Annotated in this window: 14 protein-coding genes and 1 pseudogene; 12 read left to right on the top strand and 3 right to left on the bottom strand. The window is 70.1% G+C overall.

What is annotated here, in order from left to right:
• Nucleotides 1–193: 193 nt before the first annotated feature.
• From LQK93_RS09725 to LQK93_RS09735, 3 genes and pseudogenes are all read right to left on the bottom strand, one after another.
• Nucleotides 194–607: a YybH family protein gene (locus tag LQK93_RS09725; RefSeq protein WP_374971338.1), complete on the bottom strand. Its 414-nt coding sequence runs from the start codon at nt 605–607 to the stop codon at nt 194–196.
• Nucleotides 608–801: 194 nt separating this feature from the next.
• Nucleotides 802–1,074: pseudogene (locus tag LQK93_RS09730) on the bottom strand (hypothetical protein); the annotation flags it as partial.
• A 746-nt stretch (nt 1,075–1,820) separates the two neighbouring features.
• Nucleotides 1,821–2,813 carry a LacI family DNA-binding transcriptional regulator gene (locus LQK93_RS09735; RefSeq protein WP_374971339.1) on the bottom strand — a complete coding sequence of 331 codons (993 nt, stop codon included), beginning with the start codon at nt 2,811–2,813 and terminating at the stop codon, nt 1,821–1,823.
• Nucleotides 2,814–2,977: 164 nt separating this feature from the next.
• Here LQK93_RS09735 and LQK93_RS09740 point away from each other — a divergent pair, with 164 nt between their 5' ends.
• The 12 genes from LQK93_RS09740 (at nt 2,978) to LQK93_RS09795 (ending at nt 14,827) form a co-directional block, all read left to right on the top strand.
• Nucleotides 2,978–4,072, top strand: a complete 1,095-nt coding sequence (locus LQK93_RS09740) for a substrate-binding domain-containing protein (protein ID WP_374971340.1) — start codon at nt 2,978–2,980, stop codon at nt 4,070–4,072.
• Between the two features lie 2 nt (nt 4,073–4,074).
• Entirely contained in the window at nt 4,075–5,094 is a 1,020-nt protein-coding gene (locus tag LQK93_RS09745; RefSeq protein WP_374971341.1) for an ABC transporter permease, read from the top strand.
• Nucleotides 5,095–5,105: 11 nt separating this feature from the next.
• A complete protein-coding gene (locus LQK93_RS09750) occupies nt 5,106–5,924 on the top strand; it encodes an ATP-binding cassette domain-containing protein (RefSeq protein ID WP_374971481.1) in 819 nt (272 codons plus the stop codon).
• Complete coding sequence (locus LQK93_RS09755) at nt 5,921–6,325, top strand: universal stress protein (protein ID WP_374971342.1); 405 nt, start codon at nt 5,921–5,923, stop codon at nt 6,323–6,325. Before LQK93_RS09750 ends, LQK93_RS09755 begins: the two co-directional genes overlap by 4 nt.
• An 805-nt stretch (nt 6,326–7,130) precedes the next feature.
• Nucleotides 7,131–7,349, top strand: a complete 219-nt coding sequence (locus LQK93_RS09760; protein WP_374971343.1) for a hypothetical protein — start codon at nt 7,131–7,133, stop codon at nt 7,347–7,349.
• Between the two features lie 309 nt (nt 7,350–7,658).
• The gene (locus LQK93_RS09765) at nt 7,659–8,423 is read left to right on the top strand and encodes a hypothetical protein (RefSeq protein ID WP_374971344.1); all 765 of its coding nucleotides are present in this window, start codon (nt 7,659–7,661) and stop codon (nt 8,421–8,423) included.
• 343 nt (nt 8,424–8,766) lie between these two features.
• Nucleotides 8,767–10,263 (top strand): APC family permease, encoded by a 1,497-nt coding sequence (locus LQK93_RS09770; RefSeq protein ID WP_374971345.1) that lies wholly within the window; start codon nt 8,767–8,769, stop codon nt 10,261–10,263.
• Nucleotides 10,250–10,717 (top strand): heme-binding protein, encoded by a 468-nt coding sequence (locus LQK93_RS09775; protein ID WP_374971346.1) that lies wholly within the window; start codon nt 10,250–10,252, stop codon nt 10,715–10,717. The genes LQK93_RS09770 and LQK93_RS09775 overlap by 14 nt, the downstream gene beginning before the upstream one ends.
• A gap of 59 nt (nt 10,718–10,776) precedes the next feature.
• Nucleotides 10,777–11,514 carry an NTP transferase domain-containing protein gene (locus LQK93_RS09780; protein WP_374971347.1) on the top strand — a complete coding sequence of 246 codons (738 nt, stop codon included), beginning with the start codon at nt 10,777–10,779 and terminating at the stop codon, nt 11,512–11,514.
• Between the two features lie 100 nt (nt 11,515–11,614).
• Entirely contained in the window at nt 11,615–12,502 is an 888-nt protein-coding gene (locus LQK93_RS09785) for an AAA family ATPase (protein WP_374971348.1), read from the top strand.
• Nucleotides 12,499–13,668, top strand: a complete 1,170-nt coding sequence (locus tag LQK93_RS09790) for a VWA domain-containing protein (RefSeq protein WP_374971349.1) — start codon at nt 12,499–12,501, stop codon at nt 13,666–13,668. Before LQK93_RS09785 ends, LQK93_RS09790 begins: the two co-directional genes overlap by 4 nt.
• On the top strand, nt 13,661–14,827 hold the full coding sequence (locus LQK93_RS09795; RefSeq protein ID WP_374971350.1) for an XdhC family protein: 1,167 nt from the start codon (nt 13,661–13,663) through the stop codon (nt 14,825–14,827). Before LQK93_RS09790 ends, LQK93_RS09795 begins: the two co-directional genes overlap by 8 nt.
• The last annotated feature ends 5 nt before the right edge of the window (nt 14,828–14,832 follow it).

Raw genomic sequence — 14,832 nt, forward strand, 5'->3', positions numbered from 1 at the left:
GGTCCTGGTCAGGCACAAGCTTCACGGCGGCCGGCCGACCACCGGTCAGCGCCCACCTGACGAAGCCATCCGGTGATCCTTTAGCGGACTGAGGCACCTTGGGCTGCAGGCACGAAGGCTTCTCGTCTCGGCGACAAGGGCTACATCTGGCAGCGCGGCGAAAGACGGGGCCCCTCGCCCGTGGCCCCCGGTGTCAGGAGGTGGCAGCTGGCGTGGGAGCTTCGGTCACGTTGGTGGCGGTAACGGCCCGCCAGCCGTCTGCGTCGCGGCGGGTGACGAAGACGAGCACCGACCGCCCGTCGGGCAGGCCTTCAGCAGGCGCGTCTGGGCGTCGTTCGCGCACACAGTGGGCGTGCAGGACCGCTACGTCATCGGTAACGCTGAGTTCGTCGACCTGATCGAACCGGATGACTCGTCCGCGCAACGGTCCATCAAAGGCCCAGGCATGCCCGGCGACGATGCCCTCCCGACGTCGCATGCGCATGCCGAGGATGTTCACGAACTCGGCATCGTGACTGAACAGTGATCCGAGCGCGGCTGCGTCCTTCGCATTGAGCGCGTTCGCGAAAGCGTCGACGAGGTCGCGTGGCTGGTCGAAGGTACTCACGGCACTCCTGTCTCAACACTGAGTCGTGAGGGACAGTAGTTCAGCCGATCCACTCGGTGGGCCGAAGCGCGAAACCCGTGATGCACGCGGGTTCTCGAGGCCGCAGGTGGAACCAGCGCAGCACCACTCCACTTCCGAGTGGTCACATAAAGCATGTGCGCGCGCTGTCTGCGCAGGGGAAGGGTGGAGGCGGGTTAGTCGCTGGAGGGGCGGGACTCGCCGACCTGGCCCGGCAGCGCCTGCTGGGTGAAGCTGACGCCGAGGTTCAAGGCACCGACCAAGCTGGCTCGCGCTCCGAGCCCTGATCGCAGCACGGGGGTGGCGAAGGGAGACATGTCTCCGACAAGTGCGGTGACGCGTTCCACGAGCATCTCGTTGGCTCCGACGCCCTCAGTCAGGATGATTGCGTCGGGGTCGACGACGGCGCTGATGGATGCTGCGATGACCGCGATCCGGCGGCTCTCCTCTTCGACGAGCTCTGATCATGCTCGACTGGCTCGCCCCGACCCTGATCCACCCGGAGGCGGCAGTTGGACGCAGCTCCGGCGAGCGTCGCTTGGTCAAAGTGGATCGCGGCGGGAACGGAAAGCTCACGGCGGAGCCGCTCGTCGGGCGGGCTCTTCGGCGAGGCTGAGACCGTCGCGCACGGCGGGCGGTGTTCTGCCAGAAGCGGTGCCCGGAGGCGCACTGACGGCGCGTACGTGGGTACGGTCGGGCGATGAGCCAAGGACATCACGCCAAGGATCCGGTCCAAACGCGCGCTGAGCTCCTGCCGGAGGAACAGGCGGCAGGCAGCGATGACCCCGAGATGCAGGCCCGCGCGATACTCGCCGAGTCAGAGGCGCGCACCGAGAACCCGGAGCGCACTCGGGACGAGTCCACCCAAACGCCAGACAGAGACTGACCACCCGGGCGAGGTCACTCATGAGGCCCATTCACCCTCAGCCGCAGATCGTGTAGACGGTGCGCGCCCGGCAGGCGGCGAAAGGACGCCGGTGCGGGCGCTGCCATTCAGCTTCTGCACAAAGTCGCGTTGGCCGCGGGCCGTCCGGAGTCCCCGCGGTGCTGACAGTGCTCACTCCCGGCAGGAATTCGTGAGGGTGGTGCCGTAGGAAAGCGCCACGGGGGAGAACGGCAACGTGCTTGACTGTCGCCCCGCCTCAGCCCGAGACGACGATCAACGGCACGCCATCAGCCATCGGTGGATCGAGGCTTAGGGGCGGATCTCGCCGGAGCCTCGGGGTACGAGCTTGGGGGTGAGCACGATGTGCTCGGGCACGGAGTCGTCCCCGTCGATGCGGGCGAACAGCCGCCGCGCGACGGCTGCGCCGATGGCGTTGACGTCCTGGCGGATGACAGTGAGCGGGGGGTCGACGATGTCGGCGAGGGGGAAGTCGTCGAAGCCGACGAGGGCGATCCGCCGCGAGGCGCCGCGCTGGTGGAGCAGGCGAAGTGCGCCTATGGCCAGTGAATTCCGGGCCGCGAAGAGTGCGGTCGGGGGTTCGGCAGAGTCGAGCAGGCGACCCGCCGCAGCGAAGGCGTCCTCGGACGATCGGAGCGACACCTCCACGAGGCCGGCCTCCTCCGGGATGCCCGCCTTGGCCAGTGCCGCCCGGAAGCCACTGGCGCGCGCGGACGCCGTCTGGATCGTCGGCAGGTCGCCGAGCATCGCGATGCGCCGGTGGCCCTGGGCCAGGAGGTGCTCGACCGCAAGCTGGGCGCCTAGGGCGTTGTCGATGGTGACCGAGTCGGCGTCGATGCCGTTGGGGCGACGGTCCACGAAGACGACCGGCAGGCCGCTGCGCAGCTCGTCGGACAGGTAGTCCTGGCGGTCGGTCGCCGGCATGAGCAGGAGGCCGTCGACTCGGCGCCGCACCAGGCCCTCGACGAGCTCGCGTTCGCGGTCGGCCTCCTCGTCGAGGCTCGAGGCGATGATGACCACGTCGCGGTCGCGGGCGGCGTCCTCGAGGCTGCGCAGGAGACTGGCTGAGAAGCTGTTGCTCACATCCTGCAGGAGAGCCCCGATCATGGCGCTGCGGCTGTTGACCCGCCGCAGGTTGCTGGCGGCGAGGTTGTGGCGGTAGCCGAGCTGTGCGACGGCGTTCTCGACTCTGGCCACCACGTCGGGGGTTACTCCGCCCTCGCGGTTGACGACGCGTGACACGGTCTTGATGCTGACTCCGGCCAAGGCCGCGACGTCGCGCATCGTCGCACGGGGCCGACGTGGAGTCTTGTTTGACATCGTTGTCACGGGCACGCCTGTAGTTGTATCGCACCCATTGACAACCTGCCAAGTGGGCACTAGAAATATCCTGACAACGTTGTCACGGGGCGCAGCTCGCCCAGAGAGAAGTGGTCACCATGACTCGCATGACCTTGAGGAACCCCTCCCTTCGCCGAGTGCTCGCTGTGGCAGCGGCAACCTCCGCGGCGGTCTCCCTCGCCGCGTGCAACCGCGGCAGCAGCGCCGACACCGCGAGCGGCGGCCAGGCACCCGTCGGGGTGTCAATCATCACCAAAGACTCCACCAATCCGTTCTTTGTCGCCATGCAGAAGGGCGCCAAGGAGGACGCCGCGAAGAACAACGTCAAGCTGACGGTCGCCTCCGGCAAGCAGGAGGGTGACGACCAGGGCCAGATCACCGCGATCGAGGACGCCATCGCCCGCGGCGACAAGGGCATTCTCATCACCCCGATGAGCACCGGCGTCAACGCCGCCATGAAGAAGGCGCGCGACGCGGGGCTCTACGTCATCGCACTCGACACCCCGCCAGACCCGGCCAATACCGTCGACATCACGTTCGCCACCAACAACCGCGAGGCAGGCAAGCTCGACGGCCAGTGGGCCGCCCAGACGCTGAACGGCAAGCCCGCCACGATCGCCCTGCTCGACCTGTTCAACGACAAGATCGTCTCGGTCGACTACAACCGCGACCAGGGCTTCCTCGAGGGCATGGGAATCCCCGTCAACGACCCGAAGAAGAACGGTGACGAGGCCAAGACCGGCAAGTACACGGGCGGCAAGGGTGGCGACTACACCATCGTCTGCAACGAGGCCGGGCAGGGCGCCGAGGACGGCGGACGCACAGCGATGGAGAAGTGCCTCGCCAAGAACCCGAACATCAACCTCGTCTACACGATCAACGAGCCGACCGCGGTGGGCGCCAACGCGGCGCTGAAGGCCGCCAACAAGACCGCCACCATCGTCTCGGTCGACGGCGGCTGCGCCGGCGTCAAGTCCGTCAAGGACGGCGTGATCGGCGCCACGGCCCAGCAGTACCCGCTCAAGATGGCCACGCTCGGCATGGAGGCGATTGCCAAGATCGCGAGGGGCGGTACCAAGCCGTCGACGTCGCCCGGGCTCGACTTCTACAACACCGGGGTCGCCCTCGTGACCGACAAGCCGGTGCCCGGCATCAAGTCGATCACGTCCGACGCGGGGTCGAAGATCTGCTGGGGCAACTGACCATGACGACCGTCGAATCTGCCGCCGCCGAGTTCGCTCGGCGGCAGCAGTCCCCGCTCCAACGGATTCAGCACCTCCTGCACGCCCGCCCCTGGCTGAGCCCGCTGTTCCTGCTACTGATCGCTTTCCTGGCCTTCTTCATCGCGACGCCGACCTTCCTCACCGCCAACTCGATGGGGATCCTGCTGCAGCAGACGGCCGTCGTCGCCGCCCTCGCGGTAGGACAGACGCTCGTGATCCTCACCGCGGGCATCGACCTGTCCGTGGGAGCGATCATGGTGCTCTCGATGATGGTCATGGCCACCTTGGCCAAGGACGGCGGAATGCCCGGCCTCCTGGCCTTGCTTATCGGGCTCGCGCTCGCGCTGGCGGCCGGCGCCCTCAACGGGCTCCTGGTCACCCGGCTCAACCTGCCGCCGTTCATCGTCACCCTGGGCACGTTGAGCGTCTACACCGCCATCGCGCTGCTCTACTCCGGTGGAGAGAGCATCCAGTCCGCTCATCTCCCCGACATCCTCAACTTCCTCGGCGACGGCTTCGGTATCGGCAACTTCCGGCTCACCTGGGGCATCGTCCTGGTCGTCCTCATCTACATTGTCGTGGGCTTCGTCCTATCCCAGACCGCCTGGGGCCGATACGTGTATGCCGTCGGCGACGACCCCGAGTCCGCGCGCCTGTCGGGTGTGCCGACCAAGCGGATCCTGCTCGCCGTCTACACCGTCGCCGGGTTCATCTACGGGCTGGCTGCGTGGATCCTCATCGGGCGGGCCGGCGCGGCGACCCCGAACGCCGTCCCCGACGCCAACCTGCAGAGCATCACCGCGGTGGTCATCGGCGGCACGAGCCTCTTCGGCGGCCGCGGCCGTCTCATCGGGACAGCGATCGGCGCGCTGATTGTCCAGACGCTTCAGTTCGGGCTGTCCCAGATGGGTGTCGACCAGCAGTGGCGCGTGCTGGCCACCGGCATCCTCGTCATCGTCGCCGTCGCGGTCGACCAGTGGATCAGGAAGGTGAAGGGATGAGCACGCCCACCATGGAAGTTGCCTACGGGGGCGTCCCCGCGGGCAAGGAAGGCATCTACAGCCAGGACCCGGTGCTGTCGGCGCGCAAGCTCGTCATCACCTTCGGCCGGGTCGTCGGCCTCGACGGGGTCGACCTCGACCTGTACCCCGGCGAGGTCCTGGCGGTGATCGGTGACAACGGCGCAGGCAAGTCGACCCTCATCAAATGCCTCACCGGGGCATACGTCCCGGACTCGGGCGATGTCACCCTGAACGGGCAGCCGGTCCACTTCAAGAAGCCTCAGGACGCCCGCGAGGCGGGCATCGAGACCGTCTACCAGCAGTTGGCCGTCATCCCCGCCCTCGACATCGCCAGCAACCTCTACCTGGCCCGCGAGGAGCGCCGCAAGGGGCCATTGGGCTCGGTGCTGAGGATGCTCGACAAGAAGGGCATGGAGAAGCGGGCCGGCCAGTCGGTGCAGGATCTCGGCATCCAGACGATCCAGAACATGAGCCAGGCCGTCGAGACGCTCTCTGGCGGCCAGCGCCAGGCCGTCGCCGTGGCCCGAGCCGCGGCCTTCGGCAGCAAGGTTGTGATCCTCGATGAGCCCACCGCTGCCCTCGGCGTCAAGGAGTCCGGCATGGTCCTTGACATGATCAAACAACTGCGCGACAAGGGCCTGTCGATCATCCTCATCAGCCACAACATGCCCCACGTCTGGGAGGTCGCCGACCGGATCCACATCCAGCGGCTCGGCGGCCGTGCCGGAGTGGTCACCCCGCAGACCCACGACATGGGTGAGGGGGTGGCCATCATGACCGGGGCCACGCGCCTGGAGCCGTCGCCGTGACCGAGGTCATCGTGGTGGGCTACATCCCGAGCCCCGAGGGCATCGCGGCATTCGAGAGGGCCAAGGACGAGGCCCTGCTTCGCAGCGGACGGCTCATCGTCGTCAACACCGGCCAGCACGGCAACTATGCGAGCCCCTTGTTTGCCAGCCCCGCGGACATTGACGCCATCCAGGCCGAGCTCAGCGCCGCGGGGATCAGCCACGAGATGCTCCAGCCGACAACCGGCGTCGCCGCCGCCGACGAGATCCTGCGGATCGCCGGAGAACAGGACGCCGCGCTGATCGTCATCGGTCTTCGGCACCGCAGCCCCGTCGGCAAGCTCCTCTTGGGGAGCACAGCGCAGCAGGTGCTGCTCGATGCGCCGTGCCCGGTGCTCGCCGTCAAGACGAAGGCCCGCTGAGGCTCGGCCTCGGCTCCAGGTCCAGCGGAGTCAGGCCGAGCACCACGGCAAATCTTCGAGCGGGCACGTGTAGGAGCTCGCGGCACTGTTTGGGGCGTGGGCGCCTACACGTGCTCGCTCGATTGGGTTGATATACATGGTCGTTGGGGCTTCATCGGTCATGTTGTCGGCTGCCTGGAGTTGGTGGCATGTCGGAGCGGTGATCACGCGCGAAGCTCTCGAGCTCCGGGGCATGTGGGGCTCGGTGACCATCCCAGGGCTGTGCTGTCGGGCGTGAGGTCCGACGTCAATCGGATGAGCATGGTCGTCGGCTGCTTCTCGGCGCCGCAGAGCCACGCTACGAGGTTGTGGTGGCCACCATCGACGGCCCGCGAGGCCTTGCCGGGCTCGGCCTTACCTTCGCCTCCGAGTATTCAGCAGACCAGTGCATCGTGTCGGTGAGGCGCTTTCGGGCTGACTTGGCCGTCAAGCGAAGGCCGAACGGTCGCCACATTGGCGGGGTGACGCGCCTCTGCGCACTCCATGAATGCATGGTTTGGGGCACGTAAGGCGTCCTCAGGCAAACATCGGGCCAGGAGACGTCCGGCCTCGCGTTCCTCTTAGGGCTTGCTGTGCCCCTTATGGCGGAATCGTCCACCCCTAGGGGTGAAAAACGGGTGTGATCGCGTTCCGGCGGCGTTGTCGACGGTTTGTGCTGGGTACGGTCGGTCACGACCCCGCACCCGGGTGCTCGCAGGACCTTCGCAGATCACTGTTCGCGGGCACCACCAGACGGGTCAGGGTCCTCTCACGAAAGGTGACCCTCATGAGCCAGTCGCTCATCACCGCCGAGATGCTCGACGACGCAGCACAGACCCTCAAGGGTCACAAGGTCCGCAGGGGCAGGTGCAGCTGCGGATCGATGACCCCTTCGACGGCCTCGTACCAGCGCCACCAGGCTGAGGTCGTGGCCGAGGCCATCGCGCCAACGCTCGTTGCCAACATCATGCAGCTGCTCTCGACGGTGGCCAAGGCCGCTTCGTGACCGAGCGGGTTCCACGGCTGGCCGCGCCCGGACGTCCCTCTCTGCACGAGGGCGACTGAGCCGGCACACCAGAAGGTGCAGGCAGGCGCCCGCCTCGCGGCGTTGTGACGCTCTTGTGGTGTGTCGGACCTGATCGAGTTCGCTGACGAGGGCGTCGACCGCGTACGCGTGGGGTGCGCATCAGCCGAAAGCACGAGACGCACACCGTTCTCCCGACGGGACCAACACGAGCCCTGAGGCCGATCCGCCGGTCGTCGACGTCAGCGATCATGGAGTCACGATCATCCGGCCGCACCGAAGGAGTGGGAGATGAGATCGCCGCACAAGAAGGACAAAGCTGTGGAGTCCCAGCATGTGCCTGCGAGCGCGGCAGTGCCAACGAGGGGGCCGATCCCGACCCCTGCGTTCGGGGAGCGGGTCGTGGGCGCGGCGGCAATCGCGCTCGCAGCGTCGCTGGCGATCCAGAACGCGATGTTCGCCGCGACCGGACCGCCCGGGTACGGGGACCCGATCGAGAAGGTGCTCGCTTGGCACGCGGAGAACCGGGTCGTGGTCGCGATCGCGACCGGCCAGGAGGCGCTGCACCTGCCGCTGCTGCTCGGGTTCGTGACCGGTCTCCACGGGCTCGTCGGGCGTCGCGGGGGTGCGGGCGCGGACTGGTCGCGCCTCGCGGTGGCCGCGGGCGCGACTCTCGCGGCGGTCTCCGCGCTCTACGCCGTTCTGTGGATCGGGGTCGTGCTGTTCGCGCGCGAGCTCGCCGCGCCGAGCCCGGTGTTCGAGCTCGTCTGGCAGCTGCATGCAGCAGCGTTCGCGCTGGCGCTGCCGGCGCTCGGCACCACCTTCATCGGCGCTGCGCTGGCGGCGCATGCGAGTCGGCTGGCGGCGCCGTGGCAGTGTGTGCTCGGCGTGGCCGGGGGAGGCCTGCTGCTCATCGCAGGGGTGGCCAACCTCGCGATCGCTGACGGCTCGGCGCTCCTGTTCGTGGGCCTGCTGGGCTACGCCGCCTGGCTCGTGTGGCTGCTGGTGACCGGGGTACGGCTGGTCCTGATGCCCAGGAAGGTCGGGGCTGCCTAGGAACCGTTCCGCCACCCGGCAGCCCCGATACAAGGATTTGGGTCAATCTGGGCGGTGTGGGACGCCCCGGTACACGGGAGACCACGCGGGCATCGGTCGGCACTTAGGGCTCCTGGCTCCGGTCCGCATTAGTTGATCAGCCGCGGCTCGACGCGCTTGATCCTCTCGCGGTGCCTTGACTGTGCCGGAAGTCTGCAGTCGGGGTCCGCTTCGCCCCTTGCTGTCGCTTTGTGACAGTGCATTCCACTGATTGTGTGGCCTCGAGCTGGGTCGTAGTGTCCCGTCAGCCGCCTCCGCTGTGGAGGGACTCGCCAACGGCGACGAGTTTCGATCGGGAGCACCCATGTCCGAGGACACGCTGAAGAGCGCGCAGGCCGAACCGGAGAGCAAGACGCCGGGCGGCGACCCACAGCTCCGGCGCGGGAGCGTCGGACTTGGTGGCGCAGTCATCATGTCGGCTGCCCTCATGGGGCCTGCAGTGTCGGTGTACTTCAACCCCCAGCTCGTGGCCGGCTTCGCCGGCGCGGCGATGCCCTTGGTCATGGGGGTGTCGCTGATCGCCTCCCTCATCGTCGCCAACGGCGTCGCGGAGATGGCGCGGGAGCTCCCGAGCGCCGGTGCGTTCTACACCTACGTCGCCAGAGGCATCGGGCCTCGCTCCGGCTTCGTCACCGGCATCCTCATGTTCCTGGCCTACGCGTTGCTCGTGCCGGCCGAGCTCGCCCTCATCGGCATCTACAGCCACGACATCCTCAACGAATACGGCCTGGCCGTGCCGTGGCCGGTCATCTCGCTCATCTTCGCCGCCATCATGCTGGCCCTGTCCTGGCGCGGCATCTCCGGCTCACTGAAGACGGCCCTGACCCTCTTCAGCGTCGAGGTCGGCGTCATCCTGCTGCTCTCGGTCATCATCCTCGCGAAGGGCGGAGCGCAAGGCCTCACGGGCGCACCGCTGCTCCCGTCGTCGTCCCCGAGCGGCCTGTCCGGTATCGCGCTCGGCATGGTCTTCGGCGTGCTCTCCTTCGTGGGCTTCGAGTCCGCAGCCACCCTGGGCGAGGAGGTCCGCGACCCGAGGCGCCACATCCCGCGAGGCATCTTCGGCGCCGTGCTGCTCGTCGGTGTCATCTACGTCTTCACCACGTACGCCGAGATGGTCGGCTTCGGCACCAGCGGTGTCGACGCGCTGGTCAAGGACACCGCCCCCTTCACGACGCTCGCCGCCAAGTACGCGCCCTGGCTCAAGCTGCTCGTCGGCCTGGCCGGCGTGTCCAGCATCTTCGCCGTCACGATGAACAGCCACAACGGCATCGCCCGCATCCTCTTCGCCATGGGCCGCGAGCACATGCTCCCGCCCGTGCTGGCCAAGGTGCACCCGCGCCACGCCACCCCGAGCGCGGCCATCATCGCCAACACGGTCTTCGCCGTCGTCGTGACGCTCGGGGTCGGCGCCTGGGTCGGCGCCTTCAACGCGTACGCCTACCTCGGAAGCCTGCTCACCCTGGCCATCATCCCCGTCTACATCCTGACCAACCTGGCCTGCATACGGTTCTTCGCCACCGTCGCCCGCGACCGGCGCAACGTGCTCAAGCATGTCGTCCTGCCGGTCCTGGGCATGCTCGTCATGCTGATTCCCATCTACGGCCTCATCTGGCCGGTGCCCGCCGCGCCGTACAACCTCTTCCCGTACCTCGTGGTCCTGGCCATCGTCGCCAGCGCTGTCGTCGCCTGGGTCATCGGCAAGCGCCAGCCCGAGCGGCTCGCCCGCGCCGGCGCCGTGCTGGCAGCCGCGGAGGTCGACGGCGGCGTCGAGGAGCCGGCGGTCGGGCGTGACCGTGCCTGACGTGCCGGACCTGCTCCACGGGGTCACCGGCCCGAGCCTGGCTCTCGCGCAGCGCATGTGCGCGGCGGCCATCCAGCACGCGTCGCAGCTCGGGGTCGCGGTCTCGGTGGCCGTGGTTGACGCCGGTGGCCACCTCGTCAGCTTCGCCCGCATGGACAAGGCGGAGATCGCCGGCCCGCACCTCGCGGTCGCCAAGGCCGCCACGGCGGTGGCGCACCGCTGCCCGAGCGGCGAGCTGGCCGCGGACTCTGCCCCGGGTGCGTCGCTCGCCGGACTCGATGCCAGCGGCGGGGGACGCTACGTCGTCTTCGCCGGGGGGCTGCCCCTGTGGTCGCCGGACGGTCGCGTCGTCGCCGGCGTGGGCGTCAGCGGCGCGAGCGCCGACGAGGACCTGGCCTGCGCCACCGCGGCTGCCCGCCTGTGGCCGGCGCACCCGGCACAAGACGGAGGCTGACGAAACCGCCGACAGCGAGGTTCGGCCAATGGACCGTATGCCGCGGGTACGGTTCCGCTGTGAGTCAGAGCGACACCGCCCCGCACCCGGCCGCCGTGCGCGGTCGAGCCGCGCACGTCCGCGGCCTCGTGCTGGCCGCCGGAGCCGGCCGTCGCATGGGCGGCCCCAAGGCCCTGCTGCGGCGCCGCCCCGACGAGCCGACCCTCGTCGAGCGCGCCGTCACCCTGCTGCACGCCGGCGGGTGCGCCGGCATCACGGTCGTTGTCGGCGCCGCCGCCGAGGAGGTCACCGCCATCGTGTCGACCCTCGGCCGCGACCTCGACGTCGTGCGGTGCCCCGACTGGGACGAGGGCATGGGTGCCTCCCTCCGCGCCGGCCTCAGCGCACTGACCCGCTCCACCCACGAGGGCGAGGGCTGCGTCGACGCGGTGCTGGTCACCCTCGTCGACCTCCCCGACCTCACACCGGACGTCGTCGCGCGAATCCTCGACGCCCCCGGCCACGTCGACAACGCCCACTCGCCCCACCCCGACGAGCACGCCGTCGACCTGCCCGAACCCGCCGCCCCGACGGCCAAGGAGCTGCGCGCGACGCTCAGGCGGGCGGCTTACGACGGGACGCCCGGGCACCCGGCACTCATCGGGCGCGACCACTGGGACGCGGTCATCGCGATGGCCGTCGGCGACCACGGCGCCCGCGAGTACTTCCGCACCACACCCCACCAGCTCGTCGAGTGCGGCGACCTGGCCACCGGCCGCGACACCGACACCCGCGAGGAGCTCGAGCGCTCCCGCTGACGCCGTGACTCCGGCCGCCACCCGCGGTCCGCACCGCCACGCCGCCCGCCCAGACACCCCCGCGCTTCCGAACGAGTCGTTCATGGGTGATGCTCGGGGAATGCACCACGTGTTCGACAGTGCCGCCGACGTCACGAACGCCCTCGGGCGCACCGGCTACCTCGCCGACGAGGCGCTCGCCACCGTGACGTTCCTCGCGACCCGGCTGAACCGGCCCATCCTGCTCGAGGGCGAGCCCGGCACCGGCAAGACCGCCCTCGCGGAGGCTCTGGCCCAGGCGCTCCACCTGCGCCTCATCCGGCTCCAGTGCTACGAGGGGATCGACGCCACGCAGGCGCTCTACGACTGGGACTTCCCGCGCCAGATCCTGCACCTGCGCACCGTCGAGGCCATCAGCCGCGACGAGCACGCCGACCCCAAGGCGCTCGAGGCCGAGCTCTTCGACGAGCGCTTCCTCCTCGCCCGCCCCGTGCTCCAGGCCCTGCGGGAAGCCCCCTGCGTCCTGCTCATCGACGAGATCGACCGCGCCGACGACGAGTTCGAGGCCTTCCTGCTCGAGGTCCTCTCCACCTGGCAGGTGACCATCCCCGAGCTCGGCACCGTCAGCGCCGCCACGCCGCCGATCGTCGTCCTCACCTCCAACCGCACCCGCGAGCTGCACGACGCGCTCAAGCGCCGCTGCCTCTACCACTGGATCGACCACCCGGGCCTGGCCCGCGAGCTCGAGATCGTGCGCACCCGCCTGCCCGAGGTCTCCGCCGCGCTCGCCGAGCAGGTGGTCACCCTCGTCCAGCGCCTCCGCGGGTCCGGCGAGCTCATCAAGCCGCCCGGTGTCGCCGAGACCCTCGACTGGGCGCGCGCCCTCGAGACCGTCGGCGCGACCCGCCTCGACCCCGAGGTCGCCGCCGCCACCCTCGGCGCCGCCCTGAAGTACCGCGAGGACTCCGAACGGATTCGCGCCTCCCTCGACAAGCTGCTCACCGCATGACGCTGCCCACCCCGCCACCCGCGACGCCCGAGACCGAGCCGCCGCCCGAGCCGCCGCCCGAGCCGCCGGCCGAGCCCGGGCCCGACGAGCTGCTCCTCGGCTTCGCCCGCGCCCTGCGCGCCGCCGGCGTCCACGTCACGGCCGACCGCGAACGCACCTACCTCCTCGCGGCCGCCACCGTCGGCATGGCCGAGCGCTCCGGCGTCTACTGGGCCGGCCGCGCCACCCTGACCAGCGTCCCTGCCGACTTCCCGATCTACGACGAGGTCTTCGAGCGCTGGTTCGGCGGCGAGTCCCTCCCTCGGGGCCAGCGCGTCGACATCGTGCGACCGCCCGTCCACCAGGCGCCGCTCGACAGCACCGAGGGGGAGTCCGGCGACGCCGAGGGCGACACCCTCCAGGCCCGCGCCAGCGCCCAGGAGGTCCTGCGCCACCGCGACGTCGCGACCCTCAGCGCCGCCGACCGCGCCGCCGCCGCACGCCTCTTCGCCCGCCTCGACCCGCGCGCCCCCAGGCGCCGCGCCCGCCGCCGCGTCCGCGCGACGTCCGGCACCATCGACGGCCCCGCCACCCTGCGCGAGCAGCTGCGCTGGGTCGGCGAGCCCGGCCGCATCCACCACCGCCGTCGCGCCACCCGCCCCCGCCGCATCGTCCTGCTCATCGACGTCTCCGGATCCATGAGCCCGTATGCCGACAGCCTCCTCCGTCTCGGCCACGTCTTCGTGCGCTCGGTGCCCCACGTCGAGGTCTTCACCATGGGCACCCGCCTGACCCACGTGACCCGAGCCCTCACCGAACGCGACCCCGACCGCGCGCTCGCCGCCGCCGGCCGCGTCGTCCCCGACTGGTCGGGCGGCACCCGCCTCGGCGAGGCCGTCGGCGCCTTCCTCGACCGCTGGGGCCGTCGCGGGATGGCCCGCGGCTCGGTCGTCGTGGTCTTCTCCGACGGCTGGGAGCGCGAGGGGCCCGAGCTTCTCGGCGAGCAGATGCGCCGCCTCGCCGCGCTCTCGCACCGCGTCGTGTGGGTCAACCCGCACCGCGGCAAGGACGGCTACCAGCCCGTCCAGCAGGGCATCGTCGCCGCCCTGCCGTACATCGACGACTTCGTCGCGGGTCACTCGCTCGCGGCGTTCGAGGAGCTGATCGAGGTGGTCGCCCGTGCGTGAGGTGATGAACGAGCTGATGCAGTGGTGGTCGGCGGGCGAGACCGTCGGCGTCGGCACCGTGGTCGGCACGTGGCGCTCGGCGCCGCGCCAGCCCGGCGCGTCGATGCTCGTCGGCCCCGCCGGCGAGGCGGTCGGCTCCGTCTCGGGCGGCTGCGTCGAGGGCGCCGTCTACGAGCTGGCCCAGGAGGTCGTCGACTCCGGGGCCCCCGTGCTCCAGCGCTACGGCGTCAGCGACGACGACGCGTACGCCGTCGGGCTGACCTGCGGGGGCATCCTCGACGTCTTCGTCGAGAAGGTTTCACGGGAGACGTTCCCCGAGCTCGGTGACGTCGCCGCCGACATCGAGGCGGGCCGGCCCGTCGCCGTCGTGACCGTCATCGAGCACCCCGACCCCGCCTGGGTCGGCCGCCGCGTCGTCGTGCACCCCGAGACCGAGGGGGAGGACGACGAGACCATCCTCGGGTCGCTCGGCAGCGGTCGTGCGGATGACGCCGTACGCGACGACGCGAGAGGGCTTCTGGCGCAAGGGCGCTCGGCGATCCTCACCTACGGCCCCGACGGGGAGCGTCGCGGCGAGGGGATGCGTGTCTTCGTCGCCGCCCACGCCCCCAAGCCGCGGATGCTCGTCTTCGGCGCCATCGACTTCGCCGCGGCGGTCGCCCGCGTCGGCAGCTTCCTCGGCTACCACGTGACCGTGTGCGACGCCCGGCCCGTCTTCGCGACGAAGACCCGCTTCCCGGGCGCCGACGAGGTCGTCGTCAGGTGGCCGCACGACTACCTTCAGGGCGAGGTCGACGCCGGGCGGGTCGACAGCCGCACCGTCCTGGCCGTGCTGACCCACGACCCGAAGTTCGACGTGCCGCTGCTCGAGGTCGCCCTGCGGCTGCCGGACGTCGCCTACATCGGCGCCATGGGCTCGCGCCGCACCCACGAGGACCGGATCGCCCGGCTGCGCGAGGCCGGGCTCACCGAGGACGAGCTGGCCCGGATGAGCTCGCCGATCGGGCTCGACCTCGGCGCCCGCACCCCCGAGGAGACGGCCGTCTCGATCGCTGCCGAGATCATCGCGCTGAAGTGGGGAGGCGCCGGCGAGCGGCTCGCCGTCACCGAGGGCCCGATCCACCATCACCATCCGGCGCACGAGTCCGAGCCCGCCTGACGGGG

It is taken from the genome of Terrabacter sp. BE26 (genome assembly GCF_041941675.1).
Taxonomy (GTDB): Bacteria; Actinomycetota; Actinomycetes; order Actinomycetales; family Dermatophilaceae; genus Terrabacter.

Excerpts from the sequence above, each read along its gene's own strand:
- LQK93_RS09770 (WP_374971345.1), top strand. The coding sequence starts at position 8,767 with ATGTCCGAGGACACGCTGAAGAGCGCGCAGGCCGAACCGGAGAGCAAG.
- LQK93_RS09785 (WP_374971348.1), top strand. The coding sequence starts at position 11,615 with ATGCACCACGTGTTCGACAGTGCCGCCGACGTCACGAACGCCCTCGGG.
- LQK93_RS09735 (WP_374971339.1), bottom strand. The coding sequence starts at position 2,813 with ATGCGCGACGTCGCGGCCTTGGCCGGAGTCAGCATCAAGACCGTGTCA.
- LQK93_RS09760 (WP_374971343.1), top strand. The coding sequence starts at position 7,131 with ATGAGCCAGTCGCTCATCACCGCCGAGATGCTCGACGACGCAGCACAG.
- LQK93_RS09745 (WP_374971341.1), top strand. The coding sequence starts at position 4,075 with ATGACGACCGTCGAATCTGCCGCCGCCGAGTTCGCTCGGCGGCAGCAG.
- LQK93_RS09765 (WP_374971344.1), top strand. The coding sequence starts at position 7,659 with ATGAGATCGCCGCACAAGAAGGACAAAGCTGTGGAGTCCCAGCATGTG.
- LQK93_RS09790 (WP_374971349.1), top strand. The coding sequence starts at position 12,499 with ATGACGCTGCCCACCCCGCCACCCGCGACGCCCGAGACCGAGCCGCCG.
- LQK93_RS09740 (WP_374971340.1), top strand. The coding sequence starts at position 2,978 with ATGACCTTGAGGAACCCCTCCCTTCGCCGAGTGCTCGCTGTGGCAGCG.
- LQK93_RS09750 (WP_374971481.1), top strand. The coding sequence starts at position 5,106 with ATGGAAGTTGCCTACGGGGGCGTCCCCGCGGGCAAGGAAGGCATCTAC.